Genomic DNA, 24,386 nt, shown 5'->3' on the forward strand with positions numbered 1-24,386 from the left:
AAGGCTCGGTCCAGCCACGAGGATATTCTGGCTAAGTGGTCGCCGTACAATAATTCAGCTTTTGATTTTTTAATGCTGGCTTACTGGATCAGGGTAAGAAAGGACATTATAAACTGGCCACTCGCGTAGAAAGCGATGGCCCAAGGGGCGAAATTTACCACCGAATCCAAATAAAAAGCAAGCAATTGTTGTAATTTATTTCATCCTCCAACTTTATTGCCTACGATCCTACCTACAACAATCAGATTTATAAACCTGTCACCTTAGACAGATGCGTACTCAAACTTAGGTCAATTTGACTACTTGGCGCCATTAATTCCACCAGTGCATCATCAAAGTCTCCTTTACTAAAATGGTCATATATATTGTTCGATAACGCATACGGCTCACTAGGCATTCCCAAAAATGGAAAGATCATTCTATCGAGTTCACCATCAGCATCTTCATCATGAATCACATTAATGGCATATTTACCGGCGGGTACGTTTTCAAAAACAACGACTGTGTTTGGAGCTACTGGAACAACTGCTTTTTTAAGGAAATACTGTGCTTTGGGATCATTAAAGTTTAAATCAGCGTGATAGTCAGCACTATTGTCGTGAATCATCACCAAAAGCTGTCCTTCATCGCTTTTTACATTACTAATGTTTACAATCAGCCGAGTGGCATCTCCTGCTATATTATTTACGCTTTGCTTACTAGTTGATTGGCAGCCAATCAATACTATGGCAACCACAATCATCAATATATTTCTCATGTTTATCTCCTTATATTTTGAGTGATTAAATTAACAGCTCTATGCCTTGATAAATATGATTGAAGCTAGGTATTTTTGTAAAAAAGTGTAATGTTTTTAGCTCGATGACAACCGATATTGATAAGGCTTTTAGAATGACTAAACCCCGTATTACCATACATTACTGCGTACTATGCCAATGGTTACTACGCAGTGGCTGGCTTGCCCAAGAGTTACTTTCGACATTTTCTGACGAACTGCAAGAGGTCGCGATTGCTCCTGCTTCAAAAGGAGTATTCAAGATTTTTTATAATCAAGAGCTGATCTGGTGTAGAGAAAAAGACGGGGGCTTTCCAGAGGCCAAAATATTAAAGCGCAGAGTTAGAGATAAGTTAGATCCATCCAGAAATCTAGGACATATTGATAATTAGACCATTAAAATAAACTCATTTCGATTGATTATTAATCAACATTTAGTTAATTTAAATAAGACCTTTTAAACCAGGCATTAATAACATAAGGTTAACTTTAACAAACAGCATACATTCGCCGTTGTTTTGCAATGTTTTCGATATGCTGTTATAAAACATATAAAATAGGTACATCCATACAAACTGGATCAATAACAAAAATGAAATTCCGTTTTAGCCATTTTGAATTTGACTGCGAAGCTTTAGTTTTAACCAATAATGGTAAAGTATTCTCGCTAAATGAAAAACCTGCCAAATTACTGGCCTTACTGCTTATGAATGCTGAACATATTCACAGCAAAGATGAAATACTAGAAGCCGTCTGGCCGGGCCGCGAAGTGACTAATCAAGTCGTTTTCCAAAGCATTGGTCACCTCAGAGCGTTATTCGGTGATGATGCTATCAAAACATTTTCTCGCAAAGGCTATCAATGGCAACTACCTTTGAGCGAGGTAAGCGATGAAGAAGTAGCAGAAGTGCCTTCACCAACCGTTGAAACTTCAAATTCAACGCAGAGTAATGTCGGTAACGACAATAACTCAACAGCATCCTCACCTGCAAATGACGCAACCGCTAACACATCGAAACCGGCATGGCCTTTGGCTGCGGCAACTTTACTTGGATTACTCGCTGGCGCATATTTTTTTGTGTGACTCTTTTTTTGAGTCACACCCAATAATCTAGAGATAGCAAAGCAATATGCTTAAAAATTCAGATTGTGGACTCATTGTTGTTGATGTACAAGGCAAACTTGCTAGGGTAGTTGATAACAGCGAACAGATGTTGCAACAGATCAGCACGCTTATCCAAGGGTGCCAAGCCCTTGGTTTGCCTATTATCTGGCTTGAGCAAACACTTGATAAACTAGGTCACACAGTACCTGAGTTAACAAAGTTACTAAACGCTGAGCAAATTATTACAAAAACAACATTTAGTGGTTTCCTAAATCAAGCGTTTAGAACAAGACTGGCCAATGAGAACAAAAGCCATTGGCTTGTTTGTGGCATTGAGGCACACATTTGCGTCTACCAAACAGCATTGAGCCTGTTGAACAATAGGTTTGGCGTATCCTTGATAACGGATGCAATTGCTTCTCGAAACCCAGAGCACAAACAACTTGCCATACACAAGCTTGCGCACAGCGGTGCACAGCTCAGTAATGTAGAAATGGTTTTATATGAGCTACTCGCCGACTCCGAGCACCCTGACTTCAGAACAATATTGCAGTTGATCAAATAACGGGCGCTATTTCGTTGAGTTGGCCAATTGTTTATTGAAAACCTTAAAAATACCTCTTGTGATTAAACCCTCTTCAACAGTGTAAATACAGAGCATCTCGACACAGCCTAGGCCTTCTGCAAAGTTACGAGTGATTTTTTCATGATCGATCACCACATTGTCATACACTGTTCTACTCAGTAGCTCAGCCTTGAGATCCGGTTCTAAAAAGCGCTCAGCAATCGTGGCCTGAATTGCCTCTCTTCCCGAGGCGAGAATCATACCATCTGTGGTTTGCTGAACTGCATTAGCAGCGTATGTTTGTGCCCAGGCAGCTGCATCTTTTTGGTTATACGCTTTGAGTTGCCTGTCGACAACCTCAACAACTGCGTCATTCATGAGTTTCTTTCCATGGTCTAAATTGCAGAAAATAATATTACTTAAGCCAATTTAATACTTTTCCTGTTGGCTGGAAAGATATTTATTGTTCGCCAAGCTCAATAGCTTGGTTTGCCAGAACAGCCTGCAAAGCCTCATCCATTTTTTCAATAAAATCATGTTTGTACGGATACCTATCCAAAGCGTCTTTAACGTATCCAATATGCGCAGTGCGCTTTAAAACGACACGGTCTTCTTTAATTTGACTTAAATCTAATTCCGGGTGTATTCGCTTAAGATTTCTTAATCCTAATAACGTGGAAAGCCTATCGTTAACGTAACAATCAATGCGATTTTTCGCCAATTTCATCACATTCGAAAACGTGTCTTTATTTTCCCAGAGTCTAATCTTACTTTGCTGGTAAGCTTGCCTTAGGCCATCATCTAGAATCATATAACCCGCATTCAACCCCACATTAATGGGGTGAGCTGTTGTATCTTCAGAATCTATCTTCTTTAATGAAAAACCTTGATTACAAAATGCCACCACAACTTCCTCAAGAAGTGGAACCGAATAAGGCCAAATAAAAGGTCTACGTTTGATATGCTTGTATGGTGGCATTAACGCAAACGCTTCACCATCTTGTAATGCTGAAACACCTCTTTTCCAAGGTACAGGATGTAATTCAACTAAGTACTTATCGTCAATAAGCTGTGCTGCTTGTTTCACTAAATCAACATAGATCCCCTTTAACTCTCCATTGCTTAGATATGTATAAGGGGGGTAACTCTCGTCCACTAGAATCGTGACACGATATTGCGGATTTGCCTCACTTTTCAAAGTGAAACACGCGCATATAGCCAGCAATATACCCAAGCGGATGAGTGATGCTAATTTATTCTGATACCCTGAAATCATAAATATCTTCTCGGTTGAACTACACACATACCCTTGATGTACCTGTCGCGACTATCTGTTGGCACCGATTCTTAAGTCTCATTAAAACTATAGCTCATACATTTAGAGTGTGTTCTGATGCGCTTCACTTCACAAAGTCAGAAATAAAATAGTGACAGAATCCATGAAAGGATTTTGCCACACTGCGGTGTAGGAAAAACTTAAATGGCGGCATCAACAAAAGCGCTCTGCGTACCGAGCACTTACTATAATTCTGTTATTCGTAGTGATTTACAGGTATAGCAATGAGATTCACTCTTCCTTATCCGTTACCCACAGTAGCACTGACTTTTTTGCTATTTAGTCCAACTCTTGTTGCCACTGAACGCACTGTAACTTGGGCTGATATTGAAGCCATCGAATCCCAACTGGCAGAGCTAAAAGAGCTTTTTCTAAAGCAAAATTCGAAAACTCTCATTGCTAAAACCACTAACTCCACGCCCCCTGTTAACACACAGCAAACTACCCAGCAAGAACATACTCAAGTAAATATGTACGCAACGATAAGGCCGACACTAAGTATGATTAATGAGCAGCCACATAGCTACTGGGATGTCGCTGATGCATTGTCTCACGCTGGTTTTAAGGTGACTCAGGAATTTGCCAATGATTGGTCAGCAGAACTCCATGGAGAATGGAGCATTGATTTGGCCAATGAAGGTAACTTTGGCAAATCTCGGCGCGCGTACACCGCTCTCAGTACGCCCTTAGGCCGCTTTGGCATAGGCAAGCAAAGGCCACCTCAGTACCTTTTTATTGCCGAATATGTGGATATTTTCAACCACGCTAGTAGCCCTTTTGCATATGACCCACAAAGTATTTTCTTTGTCGACAATTTAATATCTTACCGTTTAGACCGTAAACCCTTTACTTTCATCGCTGTAGGCCAATACGCAGGCACTCATGGCGACAAGCAAACCGATCTGTTTAATATGGGACTAAGCTATGATACAAAAGCGTTTCATGCAGCCCTCACTTATCAGCAAAACGATGTATTTGCAGATGAGGATCACATAGGTGAAAACAGAATTTGGGCAGCATCCTTAGCCTATCAGTTCAGTAATCGTTTCTATGCGGCAATGTCATATCAGGCAAAGGACTACCGTCGGACTACTTTCGAAGTTCCCCGTAAAGGACATACTTTTGATTTATCTTTAGCGTACCTATTGGCCAAGGGCTACAAAATTAAAACAGGCGTGTTCGAGTTTGATGACGGTTATCAGGGCAGTAACACTAATCACCAAAGTTTTGATGGCTTTAACATCACATTAGAGTGGCTACCCACTCCCCCATTGAGAGTTCATTTGGAATATTTAAACAAATCTTTCTTCTATCAGGCTGACATAGAGTCTATATCTGTCGGGATACGGTATGATTTTAAACAGAATTGGCTGTTCAACTAAGCTTGTAATTTAGCCGAAGGTAAATCGGTTTCTGATAAAGAGCACGATGTCTGGCTTGCCGAATTAGCAAGCCAATACTTAATTAACTTAATCCCTTAATGTTAAAAACGATATGTAAAACCTACCGCTGTGCTCTGCCATTTCTGATCACCCGAGATAAAGTCTGGCAGAATTTGGTGGTCTATAAAAACATCAATATTGTCATTCAACTGGTACTCCAACCCAACTCCATAGCTAAGCCCATCACGCGTCCAATTACTTTCGCTATGGTAGCGCACTACTTCATTACCGCCTTCATTTAATACTAACCCTTTATTTTCAAATGTAACTTTAGAGCGTGTGTACCCTGTTAACCCATACACATTCAACCCATCTGCAATAGGGTAGGTTAGCTTAAGCAACAGTGAAGTTTGTAAGTCAATATCTTCCTTAACAGAACGTTTTGTATTAGGTGCTGTGTACTCCATGTCCATTCCAGATATCCCTGTTGCAAATCGACTCTCAAAAGCAACATACTCATTAAATTCATACCCTACTACGATCCCCGCCGCATCATAGCCATAACCAGGAATATCAATATCTTGATGATTATAAAGAGCACCTACATAAACATCACTTGCCACTGCATTTTGGGTAAAAGCCGCTCCTAGCATGATCAGGGCAGCAGGTAATAACACTTTCATTTTTAGTCCTTTTAAAAAAGTTTTGATTAATAATTCCACTTTGCTAGAAATACTAACAATTGAGCTTAAATTAACTTACATTTCAGTAAATTACTGTTCTAGAGTGTAAAAAACTGTTCAAGTTATGGGGCCACAGACGAGAGAGCCTATTCGATGGAACCTATTTATTAGTTCTTCATATCTAAGAGAACGTAGCGAATTACTACTATTATCCCTAGATTGGACAAGTAAGTAGCTAACTCTAAGGTAGAAATGAATGAATACGCTCACTTTCACCTTACATGTGAGACGTCTAGTGATATTTTTATCCGTTTATTTACGAGGCGAATAAACCCAATTCACCTTTTCTAAGCTCAAGTCTTGCCAAAATTCCCAAAGCCACATTACTAGCACATTGACATATAGCTAATACAGCTGTTCAGCTTTGTAAAAGCTCACAGTTTGTAAAAGTTTTCATAGTTAAGTTTTACCACCGTTTGCGCTTTTCGTTATGCTTAATAGGCTTTAAAGTCAGGGGATAAATATCGAAAAGTTGTAAATCTATTATTTGCGGAGCTTCTGTTTTTTAGCTACTTTTTAAGCACTGCCTTTAAATTAAGTGCTAAGGAAAACGTGTGAAGATATTGTCCGTCGATGATAATCCGCAAAATAGAGCTGTGTTAGAAAAAGCGCTCAGTAAACAATATGATATTGTCTCTTCCGACGGTTCTGAACCTATTATTCCACTACTTGAACAGCACAAGCCCGACGTTATACTGATGGACATCATGCTAGGACAACCGTTCAATGGCTATGATCTAGTTAAAGAACTTCGAGCAGCCCCTGATTTTGAAAACTGCGAAGTGATTTTTATCTCAGCTTTAACCTCAAGTGAAGACAAACTCGCTGCATATGGCTGTGGGGGTGACGACTACATTGCTAAACCAGTCGACTTTAAAGAGTTAAGAGAAAAACTCAAGCGCGTCGAATTGCGTATTGAGGAGCGAAACTCTCTCAAAGAACAGTATGAAATGGCCTCTACCACAGCCTTCACATCAATGCAGCAAGCCAGTGAATTAGGAGAGTTGGTCACCTTTTTCACAGAGAACCTGGAAGTCACAGACATCAAGATCTTATTTAACAACATTAAACGCTTTTTCAGTAATTCAGGTGTTAACTGCTGTGTTGAATTTAGGATAGCGAGTGAGTTCTATCAATTCCCTGAGCAGAGCATCACTGACCTAGAAAGGGAGATCCTAGAGTTAGGCCGCAAGGCAAAGCGCATCACTCCATTTGGCTCCAATATGCTGTTTAATTCACCGCAATGTTCCATGCTTGTTAAAGGGCTTCGTATTAACGATGAGGATGTGATTGGTCGTATTCGCGATAATTTTGCCATTCTGCTAACCATTGTGGACAGTCGTATCGATTTTATTGAGGGGCAAATAGAGAAAAACAATATTCGTAAAAAAGCACTAAACAACCTCAAGAGCCAACTCATGGACGATTTTGGCACTATAAAAAACCTGTGTGAAAGTCAGGACAATAAAATCGTAAAACTGGTAAACGACTTGTCCCAAGCAGTTCAGTTAAAAATCATTACATTAGGCCTTGATGAAGACCAAGAGTCAGAACTCATGTGTTTAGTCGATGAGACTAAAGACATTGTTGAAGAAACGCTGGGCTTATCATTCGTGATTGAAGACAAGCTATTCAATATTACAGAGCGACTAAAGGCAGTTGAATAGACTAACCACTTTTTAACTCAACAACTTCGGGCACGTCTCGAACATTACAATCAGGCTTAAACACAGTGAAAGACTTAAGAAGCGACTCTATTATACTTGCTATAGATGATAATCCGACCAATCTAAAACTATTGCACAGATTACTCAGTGCAAAAGGGTATAACCATGTCCATCTGTTATCTGACTCTAGAGAGGCGCTCGCTACATATCAAAGGATTGAACCGGATCTGATCTTACTAGATATAAATATGCCATATATGAATGGCTTCGATGTTATGGATGCGCTGTTTTCTTTGCAAGAACCTCTTATGGCCCCCATTGTCGTTATTTCCGCCCAGCAAGGCTCAGAAACGACTCTGACCGCTTTGGAGAAAGGGGCTAGAGACTATATAACCAAACCTTTTGAGAAAAATGAGCTATTAATGCGTGTTCAGAACCTGCTAGATGCACATTTAGCCCATAAGTTGCTCAACAATCAGGCTCTAGTACTTGAACAAATGGTGGAACACAGAACCCGTGAATTGAACGATACTCGCCTAAGCGTCGTACAACGTTTAGGTATGGCCGCAGAATATAAAGATGAAGAAACGGGTAATCATATTTTACGGATGAGCCATATATGCCAATTACTCGCTCAGAAGATGGGTTTACCGCAAAGGGAATGCGAGCTGATCTTACATGCCAGTCCTATGCATGATATCGGCAAAATTGGCATACCTGACTCAGTACTTTTAAAGCCAGGTCGGCTAGATGCTCATGAGTGGGAAGTCATGAAAACGCATGCACAAATAGGTGGGCATTTATTGGACAATGATGACTCTGAACTGATGATTATGGCCAGAAATATCGCCTTAACTCACCACGAAAAGTGGGATGGTACAGGTTATCCGAATGGCTTAAAGCAAGAAGACATACCGATAGAAGGGCGGATAGCCGCCGTAGCGGACGTGTTTGATGCATTAACTTCACAAAGACCATATAAAAATGCTTGGAGTATTGATGAAGCAATTCATTATATTAAAACCCACAGCGGCCATCAGTTTGACCCTAAGGTTGTTGATGTGTTCATCGCCCACATAGATGACGTCTTAGTGATTAAGAATCAATTTCAAGATGATTAACAAAATAAGCATGGACATAGCGGTGCAACCACCACTCCTTTGCAAAAATACAGGGGTAACATAAGCATGTATCCGGTACAAAACTTACTCCACAAATTCATGATATTGAAAAAGCGCATTTACCAAGACGATTTAGATCCTCAGAAACTGCGGGAAACCATTAGCAAGGTGACCAATCTCATCAATGAAATGTGCAACAGTCAACGTGGTAGTGCAATTTACCCTGAGTCTTTACTTAACACCGTATTTATCAACCAACTCCAAAACTATCAGATAAACCCCAACTCTGATTTAGCTAAATCCATCGTCCGTAGTATTGACGACTTCTCATATATCTTGTCGCAAAATCATATGTTCTCAAAAAGTATGCGTGTCGAAATGATGCAAAACGATATGCAAGAGTTCGCTGAAAAAGTTGTTATTGTTGACGACTGCCTGCAAGAAAGTGAAAAGCTGATTAGTGTTTTACACACCGCTGGATTTGGTGTGTGCGCCGTCGAAAGCATTGGGGCATTAGAGTCATTTCTACATACACATCATGAGTATGACTCATCTTGTATAATCATTTTTAAATGGAATCAACAACCTGTTGAAGAGCAACTTTATCCGAACATAACCAAAATCAAAAAAATGCTGCCTCACGATGCATCATTAATACTAATGTCTTCAACTATTGATATTCAATTAAGACTCAAAATGCTTCGTGCGGGAGTAGACAGATACATTCAACTGCCGAGCCATGAAGTTTATATCGCCAATATGCTCAGCACACTTACGGAGAATAGTAAAAACGAACCTTATCGGGTTTTGATCATTGATGATAATGCTTCCTCATTGAGTTTGCACAGTACAATTTTGCAAGGTCAAGGTTTTGAAACAATTGAGTTTGATAAGCCTTTAGACGTGTTTGAATGTTTAGATGAAATCAAGCCAGATGTCATCATACTTGATTTCCATATGCCCGATATTATGGGCCCTGAGATGGCAACCTTATTGCGTGAACAACCTGAATTAATTAGTGTTCCAATTGTGTTTTTATCAGCAGACTCAGACTACTCATCTCAACTCTACGCGCTCAAAACGGGTGCGGATGACTTTTTGAAAAAGCCAGTTGACCATGACCACTTTTGCGGCGCTATTTCGGTACGTGCACGCCGCTATCGCCTCAAAATGTCACTCAAGCAAAACCTGCAAAGAGAAGTTTATGAAAGAGACAAAGAACACCTTGCGCTTAACTCTCACGCTATCGTCAGTATCACCGACAGGAATGGCGATATTATTTATGTTAACGATTATTTTTGCCGGATCAGTGGCTACACCAAAGAAGAGCTCTTGGGTCAAAACCATCGTTTGATCAAATCAGACGTGCATGATATGGAGTTCTATCGCGACATATGGCAAACCATTTCCCGAGGTCAGGTATGGAAAGGAGATATCTGCAACCAAAAAAAGAACGGCGGCTTGTATTGGGTTCATTCCACCATTACACCGATGCTTGATCAAGATGGGCACCCATACCAGTACATCTCAATACGCACCGACATCACGACAAATAAGATGTTACAAGAAGCTCTAAAAGCCATGGTGATCAGCACATCAACGACCATGGGGACTGAGTTTTTTGAACAAACCACCGTCGGATTAACACTGGCCACAGGGGCAACCACTGCATTCATTTCTGTACCTTCAACAAAACCTAATACAATGAAGACGTTATCGCTATTTCATAATGGTGAGCATCAAAGTGAATACGAATATGAGCTTACAGGCACACCTTGTGAACAGGTTGCAAATCACGGGCTGTGCTTCTTCGAAGAAAATGTTTATAAGCGGTTTCCTAAAGACCAGTGGTTGGCAGAAAATGAAATAGAGGCATACATCGCTGTGCCTCTGACTTCCATTGAGGGAGACAGGCTTGGCCATGTGGGCCTAATGAGCACCCAAAAGCTTTACAACTCCGATTATACAAAGTCACTGCTTACCGTATTTGCAGACCGCGTTTCGCTGGAGCTCCTACGGCTACAAAATGAGGCCAAACTGGTTAAGGCAAAAGAGGAAGCAGACAGAGCCAATCGAGCCAAATCTGAATTTTTATCAAACATGAGCCATGAATTGCGCACCCCCTTAAATGCCATTCTTGGGTTTGGTCAACTTCTTGAGTCTTCAGAGGAACTTTCCAAAAACGATGCTGATGATTTAGATGAAATACTCAAAGCCAGTAGACATTTGCTAAATCTAATTAACGAAATTTTAGATCTGTCAAAAGTGGAGGCGGGTAAATTCAAAATCGAAAATATAGTCACCAATGTGTCCCGAATAATTAAAGAGTGTACTCAATTAATTGCTGCAGATTGTACCAAGAGAGGTTTAACCCTACACGTTGATAACAGCGAATCAATAGAAGCCATTTGTGATGCCCTGAGACTAAAACAAGTGCTATTGAACCTGCTTTCAAACGCCGTTAAATACAATAAGAACAATGGTGAAGTTCGCGTAACCACATATGAAGATAGCCATTTTTGCTCCATTTCCATATCTGATACTGGAATAGGCATTAGCGAAAAGGACTTAGAGAAAATTTATGAGCCCTTTAACCGTATAGGTGCTGAAAACTCAGAAACTGAGGGCACAGGTATTGGTTTAACACTCACTAAGAAGTTGGTACATCTAATGAATGGAGAGCTACTAGTTCAAAGCGAACCTTCAGTAGGGAGCACTTTTACCATTAAGCTGTTAAAAGAAAACAAATAACAAATGGCGATGACGTATTGAGCACAATGACTCAATGGTGACAAAAAAACGCTCTAAGAGGTATTTGAAAAATATGAAGGCTGTTCGAACAATCCCCTACTACTATGTAGTAATGTTACTGATTGCTGTAAGTTTTAGTGCTCTTTATTTGATAGTCAAAGAGCACACAATAGAAAATCAAGTAACAGTGTTAGAGGAGACAATTCAAACGCACCTAGATAGTAAATTGAAGTTACTGTCGTCTATCGCACAAAAAATGGAGCCAAAAACGGCATTTGTGCTTTGGAAAAATAACCTTGATGAAAGTCTAAAACCCACCATCTCTGGTTACCTTGTTGCAATTAACGAACAGCGAGTAATTGATAGTACTGAACCTGGCGCAATAGGTTCACCTACAACACTTGTCTTGAGCAATGACGTCTCGATATCCACCGCACTCACATCTATGATGCCGGTGTTTTCCAAAGAAAATGATTCTCTCTTTGGCCTCACTAAAGTGTGTAGTAAAGCCACCGAGGTCGAAACACAATGTTACCTATATGTTCTAAAACAGCACATAAACGAACAGCTCGAGCATAACCTATATCACCAGTTCATTTGGGTACTTACTGCCCTAATACTGGCACTCTCAATGATTGCCTACCTCAAACTTCGTATACTTGGACTTAAAGAAGCAATATTGAGTTTTCCAGATCCGCGTTCACTTAATGAGTTAAAAGGCGATGAATTCTCCGTAGTTGAGCAGGGAATTTCATCTATAGAAGCACAAAGTTGCGCTGACAGCGTGCAATTGGAATCCGAGTTAAACCAAAAAGATCAACTGTCTGTACAACTCCAGTCACAGTATTCTCGACTGTCGGCCATCATAAACACTGTCATAGACGGCGTAATAACCATCGACAAACATGGGATTGTCGAAACTTTTAACCCCGCGGCGGAGAGGATCTTTGGCTATCGTGCCAACGACGTAATTGGAAATAACGTAAAAATGTTAATGCCAACTCCATATCGAGATGAACACGATGATTACATTACCAATTATTTAGATACAGGTAATGCGAAAGTAATTGGTTCTGGCCGTGAAGTTCTTGGTCAAAAAGCTAATGGGGCACTTTTTCCACTGGAACTATCAGTTAGTGAAATGAATGTTGATGGAGAGCGAATGTTTACAGGTATTGTCAGAGATATTTCTGAAATAGCTGAGCATAAATCTCTGTTAAGCGATCAAGTTTCTCGAATTCAAGCAATCATTGAAACTGTAGTAGACGGCATCATCACCATTGATGAGAATGGCATAATAGATAGCTTTAACCCTGCGGCGGAGAAAATATTTGGCTTTTCAGAATTTGAAGTCATTGGACAAAATATAAAAATGCTGATGCCAGACCCCTATCAGCAAGAGCATGACAGCTATCTTTCTAACTATAAACGCACTGGCATAAAAAAAGTCATAGGTTCGGGACGAGAAGTGCTCGGACAGCGAAAAGACGGCTCGGTATTTCCACTCTCTTTAGCGATAAGTGAAATGAATGTGGGCAATAAAAAAATGTTTACCGGCATTGTTCGCGACATCACTGAACAGAAAAAATATGAAACTGCACTTAGTCAATACCGTACTGATTTAGAGGAACGGGTAAAGCAGCGAACTGCTGAATTTGAAATGGCTTCAAAGCAAGCCCAAGCAGCCAGTAGCGCCAAATCCAAATTTTTATCGCGAATGAGTCATGAACTAAGAACACCACTCAATGCCATTATCGGATTTACACAAATTCTCCAAGACGAAGAGCTAACACCTATTCAACAAGATAGCTTGACAGAAATTTCCAGAGCGGGGAAAGATCTGATGACGATGGTTAATGAAATCCTTCAAATAGCGACGATTCAAACAGGCAACTTGGCAATCAGCAAAGAAGAAGTTCTGTTAAATGAGAATGTTCAAGAAGCGATCAACCAATTGATGCCTAAAGCGCAAACCAAGGATCTCACTATCAACTTTGAACAAGCAACCCAAGTGTTCGTCTGCGCTGACTATACAAAGCTAAAACAAGTAATTACCAACATTTTAGATAACGCTATTCGCTTTAGTCATAATGGTGGGAGTATTAACCTCACTTTACAAACCAGCGATACGAAAGCATGTGTGATTGTTGAAGATTTTGGCGTCGGTATGTCTGAAGATAAGCTCACCAACATCTTTGAGCCATTTGAGCGTGGTCCAGATGCCTACTCAGGCGAAGAGGGCATAGGGATAGGTTTAACAATTGCGAATGAGTTTTTACAGGCAATGGACGGTGCAATAGCTGTCAGAAGTACAGAAGGAAAAGGAACCGTATTTACTGTCACCTTGCCATTAGTACGCGAAATGAACGATTCGCTTTCGCAAAACTGTTCAATACTATATGTAGAAGACAATGTAACCAACAGGAAGCTGATGAAGCGGCTAATTGACCGATTTGATCACTTTGACTATTTTGAGGCTGTTGATGGGGCAAGTGGCATCGATGCCGCAAAACGCATTATACCAAAGCTCATTCTACTGGATATTAATTTACCCGATATGTCTGGCTACGATGTTTTTAACCTATTGAAGAAAAATGATAAAACAAAAAATATTCCTGTGGTCGCTGTTTCTGCCAACGCCATGGCAACGGATAAAGAAAAGGCAACCGAGCTGGGCTTTACAGACTATATAACTAAACCTATTGAAATGAATGAACTTAAATCAGTACTTGAGACTACGTTGGACTAATTATATATATCCGCTTTTGTATGCACTAACACGAGTTTTTGATTAAATGCACCAAGAAACGTGGCATAGATACAAGTAGATAGTAGACCTTCAAGTTGGTTTTTTGTCAGATTTATAGCGCGAGGTTAGCGTCAAATCACCATCAACAAACTTTGTTAGGTGTTAACTCGACACTGGCTTCTTGTAAGAAGCTCACTGACAAAAAGGGCCTGTAAAGGCCCTTTACATTTTTCAATAAAAGAACGTTACCTTGACTGGCTCAGAGCGTACCCACCCTTCAAGTGCCCAACATGCTCAAAACCTAAACGAGTCAAAGCCTGCGCCGCAACTTGAGAACGACTACCACTGCGGCAAACCAGTATCAATTCCTGAGACTTGTTATGCTGTTGTTGACAAATAAAGTCTGTAAGACGTGTCAATGGCACGTTCAAATCAAACTCTTGACTATGATTAAGTGCATACTCATGAGGTTCCCGTATATCAATTAACTTAACACCAGATGTCGTGTTAAGTTTTGCCCTTAACTCGGGTGTATTATACTCTCGTAAACGCTTTTGATTACATGAACCAGTAAACGCACCACACATGATTTCTTCACCAACTTGGTCATGAATATTTTTATCTAGCTCAGCCTTACTTTCTAGGAACTGTTCTTCACTAATCTGAGACGATAAAATACCATTGAGTAATTGGTTTCTACTGGTTTCAGCAGCAAAGTTAGTGACAAATTCATTGTGATAATCATGGCTTGGACATAGGAGGCTTTCGTTGCCAACCAAATTAAAGAGTTTCTTCAAACTAGCGTACATGAGCGACGCATTGCTGGTTGAAAAATTAGTACGGCCAAGGCTACCCATCAGCACCAAATCACCACAAAATACATAACTGACAACCAGTTTACCCTGTTGTAGCTTTTGTTTGTCACATAATACTAAAGAAATACTGTCTTCAGTGTGTCCAGGTGTTGCAATGCGTAATAGATATTTATCGCCAATAGAAATGGCTTCATAAGACTGACCATCTAGCTCAACCGTTGCAACTTCTTCAGGCCAACCTAAATGATCGGTATGTTGCATCATCAAATGTTGCTGCGCCAATATAACTCGTCCAGATTGATGATCTGCATGACCATGGGTATCAATCACAGCAATAAGCTGTAGCTGTTGACACTGCAAAATCGTTAACAAACGTTTATTCAGCTCTGGAAGTGGGTCAACTATAATTGCCGTCTTGGTTGTTGGATCCGCGTAAAGCCAAGTGCAACTACCACCAACTTTAAACTGTACCAAGCCCTGCAACTGAGATTTTTCGTCAATATTGCCCATAGCATTTAACAAACAACTGTGACCCAATGCTTGTGCACAATGTTGAATACGATCACAAGCTTGGTCAATTTGCTGCTGCGTAACCGCAGGACCAAATGACATGCGAATGGCAGACTCACTTTGCCATGCAGGTAAACCCATTGCATCAAGTACAAAACTACGTGTAACCTTAGAACTACACGCTGACCCCGAACTAACCCGCATATTTGCCGCATCAAACAAGTCCATAATTTCTTTTGAGCTAAACCCAGGGATTGAAAAATTCAATGTAGTTGGCACGCTGTTCGAGAAATCATGATTGAACACCACTGTTGGAAAAGCATTTTTTAGTGCTAACGCTAGCTGTGAGCGAAACAATTGTAATTGACCTACACTGGCAAATACCCCATCACCTTGATCCAATAGCTCATCAAAAATAACATTGAGTGCCGCCAAACCAGGTAAGTTTTCTGTTCCTGAGCGTAATCCGCCTTCTTGTCCCCCTCCAGCAATAAATGGGGTAAACGGTGCACCTTTACGTATGTAAACAAATCCAATGCCCTTTGGCCCGTATAGTTTATGTCCACTAAAAGGCGCATAATCGATACTAGTATTGGCTAAGTCAAGGCAACGCTTACCCAAAGCTTGAACACAATCAACCATCCAAAATACATCGGCATTATTGCCTCTTATCACAAGCTCTAACGCTTCTAAATCTTGGTATACTCCAGTTTCATTATTGACTGCCATCGTGCAGATCATCAGCGCATTTGGTACTTCTTTTGCGATAAAATCCATGTCTAGCTTGCCCGTAGCATCGACCGGGATTGGTTTTATTGTTGCGTTTATCTCTAGTATTTTATTCCAGTGTTTTAAAGATTCTGGTACAGCTTTATGTTCTGTTGCACCGTATAAGATGCTGTACTCTTTATCCGAGTCCATACTATTTTTGGCGGCATATAGAGCCGACAAGATTCCTGTTTGAATCCCTTCTGTCGCTCCACTGGTAAAGATCACCTGCCCAGAGCCCGCACCTAACACCTTAATTGCCTTATTGCGTGTTTCGTCCATTACTTGCTTAGCCTGTAACCCACTAATATGGCTACTGCTAGGATTACCAAACATCGTTTCCATTGTCGACAATGCTGCTTTTGCAGCCTTTGCCAATACAGGTGTAGTGGCATTTGCATCTAGGTAAATTTGGCTTAGCGCCTGTTGCTCAGACATGACAAGACCTTTCTTTATATAGGACCATTTAGTTATAACAAAAAGATATAACTAATTACTTATTGCTATATTAGCAAGTTGTGGTGCTTATTCAACCATTAATTTTGTAAAAACATCGTGCAAGAGCTCTACATTCATACATCTCAAGAAATTTGTACAGAATGGTTGAGGAAACTACTTATAACATTTGTTGTGTATTTATGGTTAAACTAAAGTTAAAAAATTATAACAGAACAGTTTATTTTTTGTTCATTTTGAGTCATCGTAGATAGCGAATCCACTTAAAACAACATGTAAAGGAAATAATATGACAAAGCTAAACACTCTCACATTAGCAGTTACTTTAGGTATTGCTTCAAACAGTTATGCAGCGCAAATGATGTCTGTAAACCCAGATAAAGCCATTGAAGATCAGTATATTATTGTGTTTGACACTCCAAGTGTACTGAGCATGAACAATGAAAATCAGGTTTCAGCATATCTTGAGGCGCAGGGTAACGATTTAGCAAACAAGTATAACGTGCGTGTAAAGCGTAACTTTGGCTCAGCTTTAAATGGCGTACTTGTTAACGCCAATAAGAAACAAATTGAAGCAATGCTAAAAGATGGCAACGTTAAGTACATAGAACAAGACCAAATCGTAACGGTTAATCCATTGGCTGGCACAACAGCGGATCAAAATGGCGCGGTTTGGGGTCTAGATCGTATTGATCAACAAGACCTACCGCTAAACGGTGTCTACCATTATGACTATGATGGTTCAGGTGTTACCGCTTATATTATCGATACAGGTGTACTGGTAAGCCATAACGAATTTGGTAACCGCGCAAGTCACGGCTATGACTTTATTGATAACGATGCAGATGCAACAGACTGTAACGGTCACGGTACTCACGTGGCTGGTACAATCGGTGGCTCAACCTACGGTGTAGCTAAAAATGTTAACGTTGTAGGTGTTCGCGTTTTGAGCTGTAGCGGTTCAGGTACAAACTCTGGTGTAATCTCAGGTGTTAACTGGGTTAAGAACAATGCAAGTGGCCCATCAGTTGCGAACATGAGTCTTGGCGGTGGTGTTTCTCAAGCACTTGATGATGCCGTTAACAGTGCAGTTGCCGCTGGTGTTAGCTTTGTCGTAGCTGCTGGTAACGATAACAGCAATGCATGTAACTACTCTCCTGCACGTGCTGCTGATGCAATCACTGTTGGTTCAACAACAAGCAGCGATGGTCGTTCTAGCTTCTCTAACTATGGTACTTGTCTAGATATTTATGCCCCTGGTTCAAGCATCAAGTCTGCTTGGTACAACTCAAACACTGCAACAAACACAATCAGTGGTACATCTATGGCTGCACCGCACGTTGCGGGTACTGTTGCACTTTACTTGGATGAAAACCCAAGTCTTACGCCATCACAGCTTGATCAGATGCTCAGCGATAAGAGCGCGAAGAACAAGTTATCTGATGCGAAGACTGGTTCACCAAACGAATTACTACAAGCTGCAAGTGGCCCTATCGTAGAGCCGCCAATAACTGAACTAACTAGCGGTGCAGGTGTTGCTGCTGACGGTGCAAACGGTTCTCAAAAATACTTCAGAATCAACGTTCCAGCAGGTAGTTCAGCACTATCATTCGTGTTAACAGGTGGTTCTGGCGATGCTGACTTATATGTAAAACAAGGTCAAAAGCCAACCACGAATGATTATGCTTGTCGTCCATATAAAAATGGTAACGAAGAGCAGTGTGATTTCACTAACCCAGCAGGCGGCGATTGGTATGCAATGTTACACGGCTATAGTTCATATAGCGGTGCGACACTTACAGCAACAGTTGGCGGTGATGACACAGGTTGTGGCAGTGACTGTCTACAAAACGGTGTTCCAGTGACAGGTTTAGCTGGCAGCCAAAACCAGCAACTAAACTATAAGATTGAAGTACCAGCAAACGTGACGTTAAATGTGTCAATCTCTGGTGGTTCTGGTGATGCTGACTTATATGTAAAAAAAGGTTCAGCACCAACTACTTCAAGCTATGACTGTCGTCCATTTAGAAATGGCAACAGCGAAACTTGTTCTTTAAATTCAGGTCAAGGTGGTACGTATTACATCATGCTAAACGGTTACACTAGCTTCTCTGGTGTAAGCTTAGTGGGTCAATACTAAACCATAGCTATAAAGTAACGAAATAAAAAGCCCGAGCCTAGTTCGGGCTTTTTATTAGCTTTTATACAAACAAAACTAGACTTCCTATGCTCTTTTACTTGGCCGTTATTCAGTCCTGTATTTAATAACACTGAATGTCACATATTCACACCTGTAAATAGAGCGAGATAAATCTAAACCACCATTGTAAAAGTTTGACTTGGTTTGCGTGCTGGTATCATAAATATTGAGGATGTCTCCTGAGGGCAAAAATCGCACTGTAAAGCACCTTTACAACACTGCCACCATAAATCGAGTAAACGTGATTTACCTGCACCTTAGTTAAGCCCTTTCATACACTAAGCGCCGCATCACTCTTTAATATCTACTTAGCTGTTTACTCGCTCTTATTCGGCCACATGTGGATGCAGCCAAGAAAATGACCGCTCTAGAAATCGCTCCGCATGATGATCCACCTTATGTGCATGAGCCATAATGATAGTCTCAGGATGCCAAGTAATCATTTGTTCTATATGACTTCGAGCTTCTTCTTTGTGAAAAGTAAAACTCAAACGCCAGTCCAAAATAGTGCCAGCATCTAATCCCACCACTCCTGCAAATTTAGCCAACCAGCTCTTTGAAGGCTCATTTGCTACGCTGATACTCCCCTCAATTAAGTCAGTTACGATCAGAGTGCGAGAGGGTCGATGAAAAAACACCGCTTCTTCCATCGCAGGCGCTCCCGTAAACAACAGATAAGCAATATCAGATGACCATGGAGGCAAAAAATCAGCGGATAATTCGCCGTTAAACTCAAGATCATGACGCTTTCTAACTACTTTTTCCGTTCCCATTAACATTGCTCTTGGCACCTGCTTTTGCCAATCTTGCAAATATAAATGATGTAATTCATTGGGCGCTATCAGATATTTTACTTCACCTAAAGAAGATAATTCGCGCAATAGGGCGTCTGTCATTTTGATGGGGCTATGTAGCCATAAAGAATTGTCTTCAAAGCGCACAACCGTCATGCGGGTAGCATGAGGTAACGAAAAATAAGATACAGATTCACCGTCAAACACCCAGATATTGTCTGCTATTTTCGAATGACATGGTGAACAACTAAGTGCCTTTTCTGTCTAGCGTGAGAAAAATACCACAAATTTAACAGTGGCATTTTTATGGGCCACAAGTCGATATATGCGATGCTTGAAGTAGGACGACTAAAGTAAAATAGAAACTTGATTTTGATAACCATTATCATTAGCATGTGATATCAATTTGCATTTATGAAATCGCAATAAAAACATCGCTAATGCGCTAAAGCACTGTCACCGCTTGTTTTATAGCCAAGTCAAACAAGCTCGCTAATAGCTTCTACCTAGCGACGTTGCGATTTTTTCCCAATAAGTCGCTACAAAAACATGGGTTGGTTACGCAAGTGGCGTACCGTTTTCATTTATTAATGCTCGAGAGGCTAATGCTTCACGTTTGAAATTATTATGCTTGTAAAAATACTTAGACGATGTCACCTGATGATTGCTGCCATTACAGCGATTTTTTTGCTGTGTATCTGTATCAGTGGTGCTTTGTTGGTTTATGGCAACGAACTACAGCGCGCTCTTGCTCCTAGTGAGTGGCGTGTTTCCCCTGGTACACAAACGTTACGCATGTCCGAACTTGTTACGCGTGTAGAGCAGCATACGGGGTCACACATTCGTCAAATTCGTCTTCAAGATGAACCCGACTTAGCGTGGCAAGTTTTCTTGAATGACCTTACTGCGGTGAATCTAAACCCTTACACCGGTGAAGTCATAAAACATTATCGCTATAGCGAAACTTTCTATGGGGTGATCATGCTGTTTCACCGCTGGTTATTATATAAAAATGATGAAGGAGAGCTGCCTTTTAAAGTTTTCATTAATATAGCGAGTTTAATGCTAATCATTGAGATATTGATAGGTTTATGGTTATGGTTGAAACCCAATAAGCCGCTGAAAAGATTAAAAGTTAACTGGAAGGCAAAACCTAAAATTCTACTTTACCAATTACATATTACGCTCGGCGTGTTTTGTGCTGTCCCGATCATATTAATTGCTTTTTCTGGGATGACATTTCATTGGAAAGATGCAACGCAAGCGGTTGTAAAAACCCTAACATTTAGTGACATCACCAAGGTCGAGGCACCAAAAATTGAAGCTACAGGCCCATTAGTTTCTATCGACGAGGCTTATCAAACCATTTTAGACAGTCTTGAAGGTGCAAAATTACAACGTTTAAACTTTCCTCATAACAATGCTCTGATGTCCGCACAAGTACAGTTGGCACACGAGTTTGCCCCTCATAGTATGCGTTGGGTGGATATGAATAGTGGCCAGCTTGTGAAAAAGTTTAACGCTGTTGATCAAAGTGCAGCAACCGCAACATGGAATTTCAGGTATGTATTTCACGTTGGCAGTTTTGGGGGACATGTTACTAAAATCTTGTGGCTGATATTCACCCTACTCCCCGTATTCTTTTTAATCTCTGGGGGCTACTTCTATGTGAAGCGACAACGTAAAGGTAAAAACTGCTGAACGACAAAAGGGCGCTTTAAAGTTAAAAGAAAAGCGCTCTTTGTTTGTGGCTCTGTGGTGAGTATTAATCATACATCCTGCTGCTGACTCATAAAATCAACCATGCGTTGCATAATTTCTTCTTGGCTTAGATCTTCTATATGCGTGGCAATGGTCCAAACATGACCAAATGGGTCTTGTAGGGTGCCCGCCCTATCACCGTAAAACTGGTCATGAACAGGCCTAACCTCTACGGCCCCCAATGCGACAGCATTGGCAAACACACTATCAACATCCTCAACATATAACATGAGGCTTACTGCTGTCCCCCCAAGTGCTTGTGGGTCTTGAAAGTGGGCTTCTGAGCACATATCAGAAAGCATAATATGTGAGTTACCAATCTTAAGCTCAGCATGAGCAACGCCTCCATCAGGCATCGGCAGCTGTATAACAAGCTCTGCGTTAAAGGCTTTTTGGTAAAACACGATAGCGTTCAGCGCACCATCAATAATTAAATAAGGGGTAACTGAATGAAAGCCATCTGGGATTGCAGGCACTGTCATAACTTTTCTCCTTCGTCGTTATTTGCTCATTGAGACTAGTTGAAAATAATGCAATGTGCACAGCCAAAAACCCACCAGCCTCAATATTTAAAATATGACAAAGCCAGTTTCTCGATACCATGTGCAGGGGTAAACCTATCACGCTCAATAAATCCATGCTTTTTGTACAACCGAATTGCAGGGTTGTTCACCACCGCCGTTTCAACCATGGCAGATGTAACATCAAACTCATTAAGCACAAAGTGCATCAGCTTATCGGCAATCCCCTTTCTAAAATGACGAGGGTCTACCACCAAACTATGGATCTCAAGATGCTGCTTAACGATTTCAATTTCAATCACCGCTGCGATGTCATTGCTTTCGACGTAGCCATAATAATCACTTTTTGCAGCTTTGATATCAGCAACTGTTCGAAACAAAGGTGGAAAATCTTCCCTTCCTATCAATTTCGCCTCAACGCGATAGGCGCTTTGCAACACGCTCCAGATTTGCTTTGCGGTGCGCTCATCGTGATGTTTTAGCTTCGTTATCATGGTTGTCCTAATTTACTTTTTGTACAGTAGCCTAAGCGATAGCTTTTATCAGCTAGCCATTTTTTCTTATCAAACTCATTGGCATGTTTGTCTGTGAGATGGTTTCTAATAAACTCCCACAAAACCTGCCTGCATATATTTTCAATATTACTTGCTTCGTCGTTAGTTATCCTGCCATCACCGAGTGGTATATCAGTAAACTTCTTTAATACTTCTATCAATATGATTAATAATATGTGATTTTCCCGAGCGGTTTTTACCCGCAAACACGATTAGCTTTGTTTCATTCCCACGGGGAACTTTGATGTTCAATAGAATAGACTCTTGTTTACTTCTTGTTCCAACGCTTACTTTTTTTATGAAGTTCATTTATTTCCCTAATCCAAACAACTCACCACGCGCTGAATATTTGAGTTTTCACGCACCACCTGAGCACACCCAACACAGCCCGCCTATTCACTTCGATATCGGTGCGCTAAGTTCTTATTACTGATTTTTTTAAGCTCTAACATGCATGACAAAGGAAAAGTGGTCAATACAAACAAGAAAATGGCCACCAATTGGCGACCATTTTCTAGGAATGTCACGGTGTGCTAACGAAAGCTCAGTTCATAGAGTTTGCGCTAAACTACAACACCCTCGGATTATTCACCGCATTTAAGCCTTGCCAGTCTTCCAAATCTTGTTCTGGTTTTTCGGCTCTGAATTTGGCGTATTGAGCAATACCTTGTTGGTCTTCCAATATCTCAACATTTACACCCTTTTCTGTGAGCATTGCTTCATTGCCCGACGCGTTAGTAACATCACCTACAACGACTTTACTAAAGCCTCTCATGTACAATAGCGTTGCACACACATCACATGGGCTGAGACTGGTAAACAATGTGGTTTTACCAAAATCAATGCGCCCAGCGTCACGAATAGCTGAGGTTTCACCATGATTATAAGGGTGATCTTCTTGTACCAAGGTGTTATGCCCTTTGCCAACGATTTGCCGGGTTTGGTTATCTATAATAACCGCACCAATTGGGCAGCCCCCTTCGCCGTAACTTTTTTGCGCCAATAGCACCGCGATGCGCATAAAGTCAGCATCGGTTAAAGAGCAAGAAAACTCTGCATTCATGAGCGTAGGTAAGCTACGAGTTGGCATATGGGCGATCACAGCCAGTACTGCATCACAAACCTGTGTATTCTTAGTTAATATGGCCATAAGCTCTTCCTTCTAAAAATAATCTCTCTTTTTACTCGCTCTAAAAGCATAGTTTAAATTCTATCTTTATCGTTATTTGCACACCCTATCACGCTTTGTTACCCGCAACAGGCTCAGCAATGTCATCAATATCTACCAGATTCCAAGGCAAGCCCTGCTGTCGATAGATGCGTTTTTGCAAGTTTGGATAGTCACCCACATCATGAGATAAGCGTTGACCAACCACGATACATTTAAACGTGTCAGAACCACTGTTATAGATAGTGTGCGCAAGGCCACCTGCACGATAACCAATAAAGTCGCCTGCACCAATATGATACTGTTCATCTCCAATGGTCGCCGTCGCTTCCCCCTCAAGTACATAAATACATTCGTCTTCATGATAGTGTTTATGAAACTCCGTGGAGTAAAATCCAGGCTCGACCTCAATAATATGAAAACCAAACCCTGTCAGGCCCGTTGCGTCACCTAGTGATTTATTGAGCCGCTGGGCTTTATCGTTTAAAAAGTGAGTCTTTTCGACCCCCTGAAGATGTTCGATGTCATTATGTGTCAACAAGTACTTGTCCATGTTACTTCCTCTATTGCGACAGAGAATTCAGTGTACCATGCACATAATAATGAGAAAATTCGGGAAATGTAAGAAAACCACAGCCAAAGATG

The 24,386-nt window shown here is 40.9% G+C and carries 20 protein-coding genes; 10 read left to right on the top strand and 10 right to left on the bottom strand.

Annotation, left to right across the window (positions count from 1 at the left end):
- Positions 1-247: 247 nt before the first annotated feature.
- Positions 248-757, bottom strand: a complete 510-nt coding sequence (locus tag BIW53_RS19825; RefSeq protein WP_070993744.1) for a DUF2141 domain-containing protein — start codon at positions 755-757, stop codon at positions 248-250.
- A 134-nt stretch (positions 758-891) separates the two neighbouring features.
- Between BIW53_RS19825 and BIW53_RS19830 the strand changes: the two genes are divergently transcribed.
- The 3 genes from BIW53_RS19830 to BIW53_RS19840 all read left to right on the top strand — a co-directional run bounded on the left by BIW53_RS19830 (position 892) and on the right by BIW53_RS19840 (position 2,445).
- Positions 892-1,167, top strand: a complete 276-nt coding sequence (locus BIW53_RS19830; RefSeq protein WP_070993880.1) for an Rdx family protein — start codon at positions 892-894, stop codon at positions 1,165-1,167.
- A 200-nt stretch (positions 1,168-1,367) separates the two neighbouring features.
- Positions 1,368-1,859: a winged helix-turn-helix domain-containing protein gene (locus BIW53_RS19835; RefSeq protein WP_070993745.1), complete on the top strand. Its 492-nt coding sequence runs from the start codon at positions 1,368-1,370 to the stop codon at positions 1,857-1,859.
- 46 nt (positions 1,860-1,905) lie between these two features.
- Positions 1,906-2,445 (top strand): isochorismatase family protein, encoded by a 540-nt coding sequence (locus tag BIW53_RS19840; protein ID WP_070993746.1) that lies wholly within the window; start codon positions 1,906-1,908, stop codon positions 2,443-2,445.
- A 6-nt stretch (positions 2,446-2,451) separates the two neighbouring features.
- On the opposite strand, the gene BIW53_RS19845 is transcribed toward BIW53_RS19840, so the two are convergent.
- Together BIW53_RS19845 and BIW53_RS19850 are read right to left on the bottom strand one after the other, a co-directional pair.
- Positions 2,452-2,823, bottom strand: coding sequence for a nuclear transport factor 2 family protein (locus BIW53_RS19845; RefSeq protein ID WP_070993747.1), 372 nt, complete (start codon positions 2,821-2,823; stop codon positions 2,452-2,454).
- 82 nt (positions 2,824-2,905) lie between these two features.
- Complete coding sequence (locus BIW53_RS19850) at positions 2,906-3,721, bottom strand: substrate-binding periplasmic protein (RefSeq protein WP_070993748.1); 816 nt, start codon at positions 3,719-3,721, stop codon at positions 2,906-2,908.
- A gap of 284 nt (positions 3,722-4,005) precedes the next feature.
- On the opposite strand from BIW53_RS19850, the gene BIW53_RS19855 reads away from it, so the two are divergent.
- Positions 4,006-5,163 (top strand): porin, encoded by a 1,158-nt coding sequence (locus tag BIW53_RS19855; RefSeq protein ID WP_070993749.1) that lies wholly within the window; start codon positions 4,006-4,008, stop codon positions 5,161-5,163.
- A gap of 101 nt (positions 5,164-5,264) precedes the next feature.
- On the opposite strand, the gene BIW53_RS19860 is transcribed toward BIW53_RS19855, so the two are convergent.
- A complete protein-coding gene (locus BIW53_RS19860; protein ID WP_070993750.1) occupies positions 5,265-5,846 on the bottom strand; it encodes a porin family protein in 582 nt (193 codons plus the stop codon).
- A 614-nt stretch (positions 5,847-6,460) separates the two neighbouring features.
- Here BIW53_RS19860 and BIW53_RS19865 point away from each other — a divergent pair.
- The 4 genes from BIW53_RS19865 to BIW53_RS19880 all read left to right on the top strand — a co-directional run bounded on the left by BIW53_RS19865 (position 6,461) and on the right by BIW53_RS19880 (position 14,194).
- Complete coding sequence (locus tag BIW53_RS19865) at positions 6,461-7,573, top strand: response regulator (RefSeq protein WP_245699494.1); 1,113 nt, start codon at positions 6,461-6,463, stop codon at positions 7,571-7,573.
- A gap of 65 nt (positions 7,574-7,638) precedes the next feature.
- Positions 7,639-8,694, top strand: coding sequence for an HD domain-containing phosphohydrolase (locus BIW53_RS19870; RefSeq protein ID WP_070993751.1), 1,056 nt, complete (start codon positions 7,639-7,641; stop codon positions 8,692-8,694).
- A 66-nt stretch (positions 8,695-8,760) separates the two neighbouring features.
- Positions 8,761-11,445 carry a hybrid sensor histidine kinase/response regulator gene (locus tag BIW53_RS19875; protein WP_070993752.1) on the top strand — a complete coding sequence of 895 codons (2,685 nt, stop codon included), beginning with the start codon at positions 8,761-8,763 and terminating at the stop codon, positions 11,443-11,445.
- 73 nt (positions 11,446-11,518) lie between these two features.
- Positions 11,519-14,194 (top strand): hybrid sensor histidine kinase/response regulator, encoded by a 2,676-nt coding sequence (locus tag BIW53_RS19880; protein ID WP_070993753.1) that lies wholly within the window; start codon positions 11,519-11,521, stop codon positions 14,192-14,194.
- Positions 14,195-14,439: 245 nt separating this feature from the next.
- Here the strand turns inward: BIW53_RS19880 and BIW53_RS19885 are convergent, their stop codons facing one another.
- Positions 14,440-16,725, bottom strand: coding sequence for an aminotransferase class V-fold PLP-dependent enzyme (locus tag BIW53_RS19885; RefSeq protein ID WP_070993754.1), 2,286 nt, complete (start codon positions 16,723-16,725; stop codon positions 14,440-14,442).
- Positions 16,726-17,032: 307 nt separating this feature from the next.
- On the opposite strand from BIW53_RS19885, the gene BIW53_RS19890 reads away from it, so the two are divergent.
- Positions 17,033-18,883 carry a S8 family serine peptidase gene (locus tag BIW53_RS19890; protein ID WP_070993755.1) on the top strand — a complete coding sequence of 617 codons (1,851 nt, stop codon included), beginning with the start codon at positions 17,033-17,035 and terminating at the stop codon, positions 18,881-18,883.
- A 386-nt stretch (positions 18,884-19,269) separates the two neighbouring features.
- Here BIW53_RS19890 and BIW53_RS19895 read toward each other — a convergent pair whose 3' ends face one another.
- Positions 19,270-19,944, bottom strand: a complete 675-nt coding sequence (locus BIW53_RS19895; RefSeq protein ID WP_245699496.1) for a DUF4336 domain-containing protein — start codon at positions 19,942-19,944, stop codon at positions 19,270-19,272.
- A 420-nt stretch (positions 19,945-20,364) separates the two neighbouring features.
- On the opposite strand from BIW53_RS19895, the gene BIW53_RS19900 reads away from it, so the two are divergent.
- Positions 20,365-21,438 (top strand): PepSY-associated TM helix domain-containing protein, encoded by a 1,074-nt coding sequence (locus tag BIW53_RS19900; RefSeq protein ID WP_084228280.1) that lies wholly within the window; start codon positions 20,365-20,367, stop codon positions 21,436-21,438.
- A gap of 68 nt (positions 21,439-21,506) precedes the next feature.
- On the opposite strand, the gene BIW53_RS19905 is transcribed toward BIW53_RS19900, so the two are convergent.
- The 4 genes from BIW53_RS19905 to BIW53_RS19925 all read right to left on the bottom strand — a co-directional run bounded on the left by BIW53_RS19905 (position 21,507) and on the right by BIW53_RS19925 (position 24,294).
- The gene (locus BIW53_RS19905) at positions 21,507-21,980 is read right to left on the bottom strand and encodes a VOC family protein (protein ID WP_070993758.1); all 474 of its coding nucleotides are present in this window, start codon (positions 21,978-21,980) and stop codon (positions 21,507-21,509) included.
- An 80-nt stretch (positions 21,981-22,060) separates the two neighbouring features.
- Entirely contained in the window at positions 22,061-22,513 is a 453-nt protein-coding gene (locus BIW53_RS19910; RefSeq protein ID WP_070993759.1) for a GNAT family N-acetyltransferase, read from the bottom strand.
- A 628-nt stretch (positions 22,514-23,141) separates the two neighbouring features.
- Entirely contained in the window at positions 23,142-23,723 is a 582-nt protein-coding gene (locus BIW53_RS19920) for a nucleoside deaminase (RefSeq protein WP_070993761.1), read from the bottom strand.
- Positions 23,724-23,811: 88 nt separating this feature from the next.
- Entirely contained in the window at positions 23,812-24,294 is a 483-nt protein-coding gene (locus tag BIW53_RS19925; RefSeq protein ID WP_070993762.1) for a cupin domain-containing protein, read from the bottom strand.
- Positions 24,295-24,386: the final 92 nt, after the last annotated feature.

Source organism: Pseudoalteromonas byunsanensis, from assembly GCF_001854475.1.
Classification (GTDB): Bacteria; Pseudomonadota; Gammaproteobacteria; order Enterobacterales; family Alteromonadaceae; genus Pseudoalteromonas; species Pseudoalteromonas byunsanensis.

Excerpts from the sequence above, each read along its gene's own strand:
- BIW53_RS19825 (WP_070993744.1), bottom strand. The coding sequence starts at position 757 with ATGAGAAATATATTGATGATTGTGGTTGCCATAGTATTGATTGGCTGC.
- BIW53_RS19830 (WP_070993880.1), top strand. The coding sequence starts at position 892 with ATGACTAAACCCCGTATTACCATACATTACTGCGTACTATGCCAATGG.
- BIW53_RS19835 (WP_070993745.1), top strand. The coding sequence starts at position 1,368 with ATGAAATTCCGTTTTAGCCATTTTGAATTTGACTGCGAAGCTTTAGTT.
- BIW53_RS19840 (WP_070993746.1), top strand. The coding sequence starts at position 1,906 with ATGCTTAAAAATTCAGATTGTGGACTCATTGTTGTTGATGTACAAGGC.
- BIW53_RS19845 (WP_070993747.1), bottom strand. The coding sequence starts at position 2,823 with ATGAATGACGCAGTTGTTGAGGTTGTCGACAGGCAACTCAAAGCGTAT.
- BIW53_RS19850 (WP_070993748.1), bottom strand. The coding sequence starts at position 3,721 with ATGATTTCAGGGTATCAGAATAAATTAGCATCACTCATCCGCTTGGGT.
- BIW53_RS19855 (WP_070993749.1), top strand. The coding sequence starts at position 4,006 with ATGAGATTCACTCTTCCTTATCCGTTACCCACAGTAGCACTGACTTTT.
- BIW53_RS19860 (WP_070993750.1), bottom strand. The coding sequence starts at position 5,846 with ATGAAAGTGTTATTACCTGCTGCCCTGATCATGCTAGGAGCGGCTTTT.
- BIW53_RS19875 (WP_070993752.1), top strand. The coding sequence starts at position 8,761 with ATGTATCCGGTACAAAACTTACTCCACAAATTCATGATATTGAAAAAG.
- BIW53_RS19880 (WP_070993753.1), top strand. The coding sequence starts at position 11,519 with ATGAAGGCTGTTCGAACAATCCCCTACTACTATGTAGTAATGTTACTG.
- BIW53_RS19885 (WP_070993754.1), bottom strand. The coding sequence starts at position 16,725 with ATGTCTGAGCAACAGGCGCTAAGCCAAATTTACCTAGATGCAAATGCC.
- BIW53_RS19890 (WP_070993755.1), top strand. The coding sequence starts at position 17,033 with ATGACAAAGCTAAACACTCTCACATTAGCAGTTACTTTAGGTATTGCT.
- BIW53_RS19900 (WP_084228280.1), top strand. The coding sequence starts at position 20,365 with ATGCTTGTAAAAATACTTAGACGATGTCACCTGATGATTGCTGCCATT.
- BIW53_RS19905 (WP_070993758.1), bottom strand. The coding sequence starts at position 21,980 with ATGACAGTGCCTGCAATCCCAGATGGCTTTCATTCAGTTACCCCTTAT.
- BIW53_RS19910 (WP_070993759.1), bottom strand. The coding sequence starts at position 22,513 with ATGATAACGAAGCTAAAACATCACGATGAGCGCACCGCAAAGCAAATC.
- BIW53_RS19920 (WP_070993761.1), bottom strand. The coding sequence starts at position 23,723 with ATGGCCATATTAACTAAGAATACACAGGTTTGTGATGCAGTACTGGCT.
- BIW53_RS19925 (WP_070993762.1), bottom strand. The coding sequence starts at position 24,294 with ATGGACAAGTACTTGTTGACACATAATGACATCGAACATCTTCAGGGG.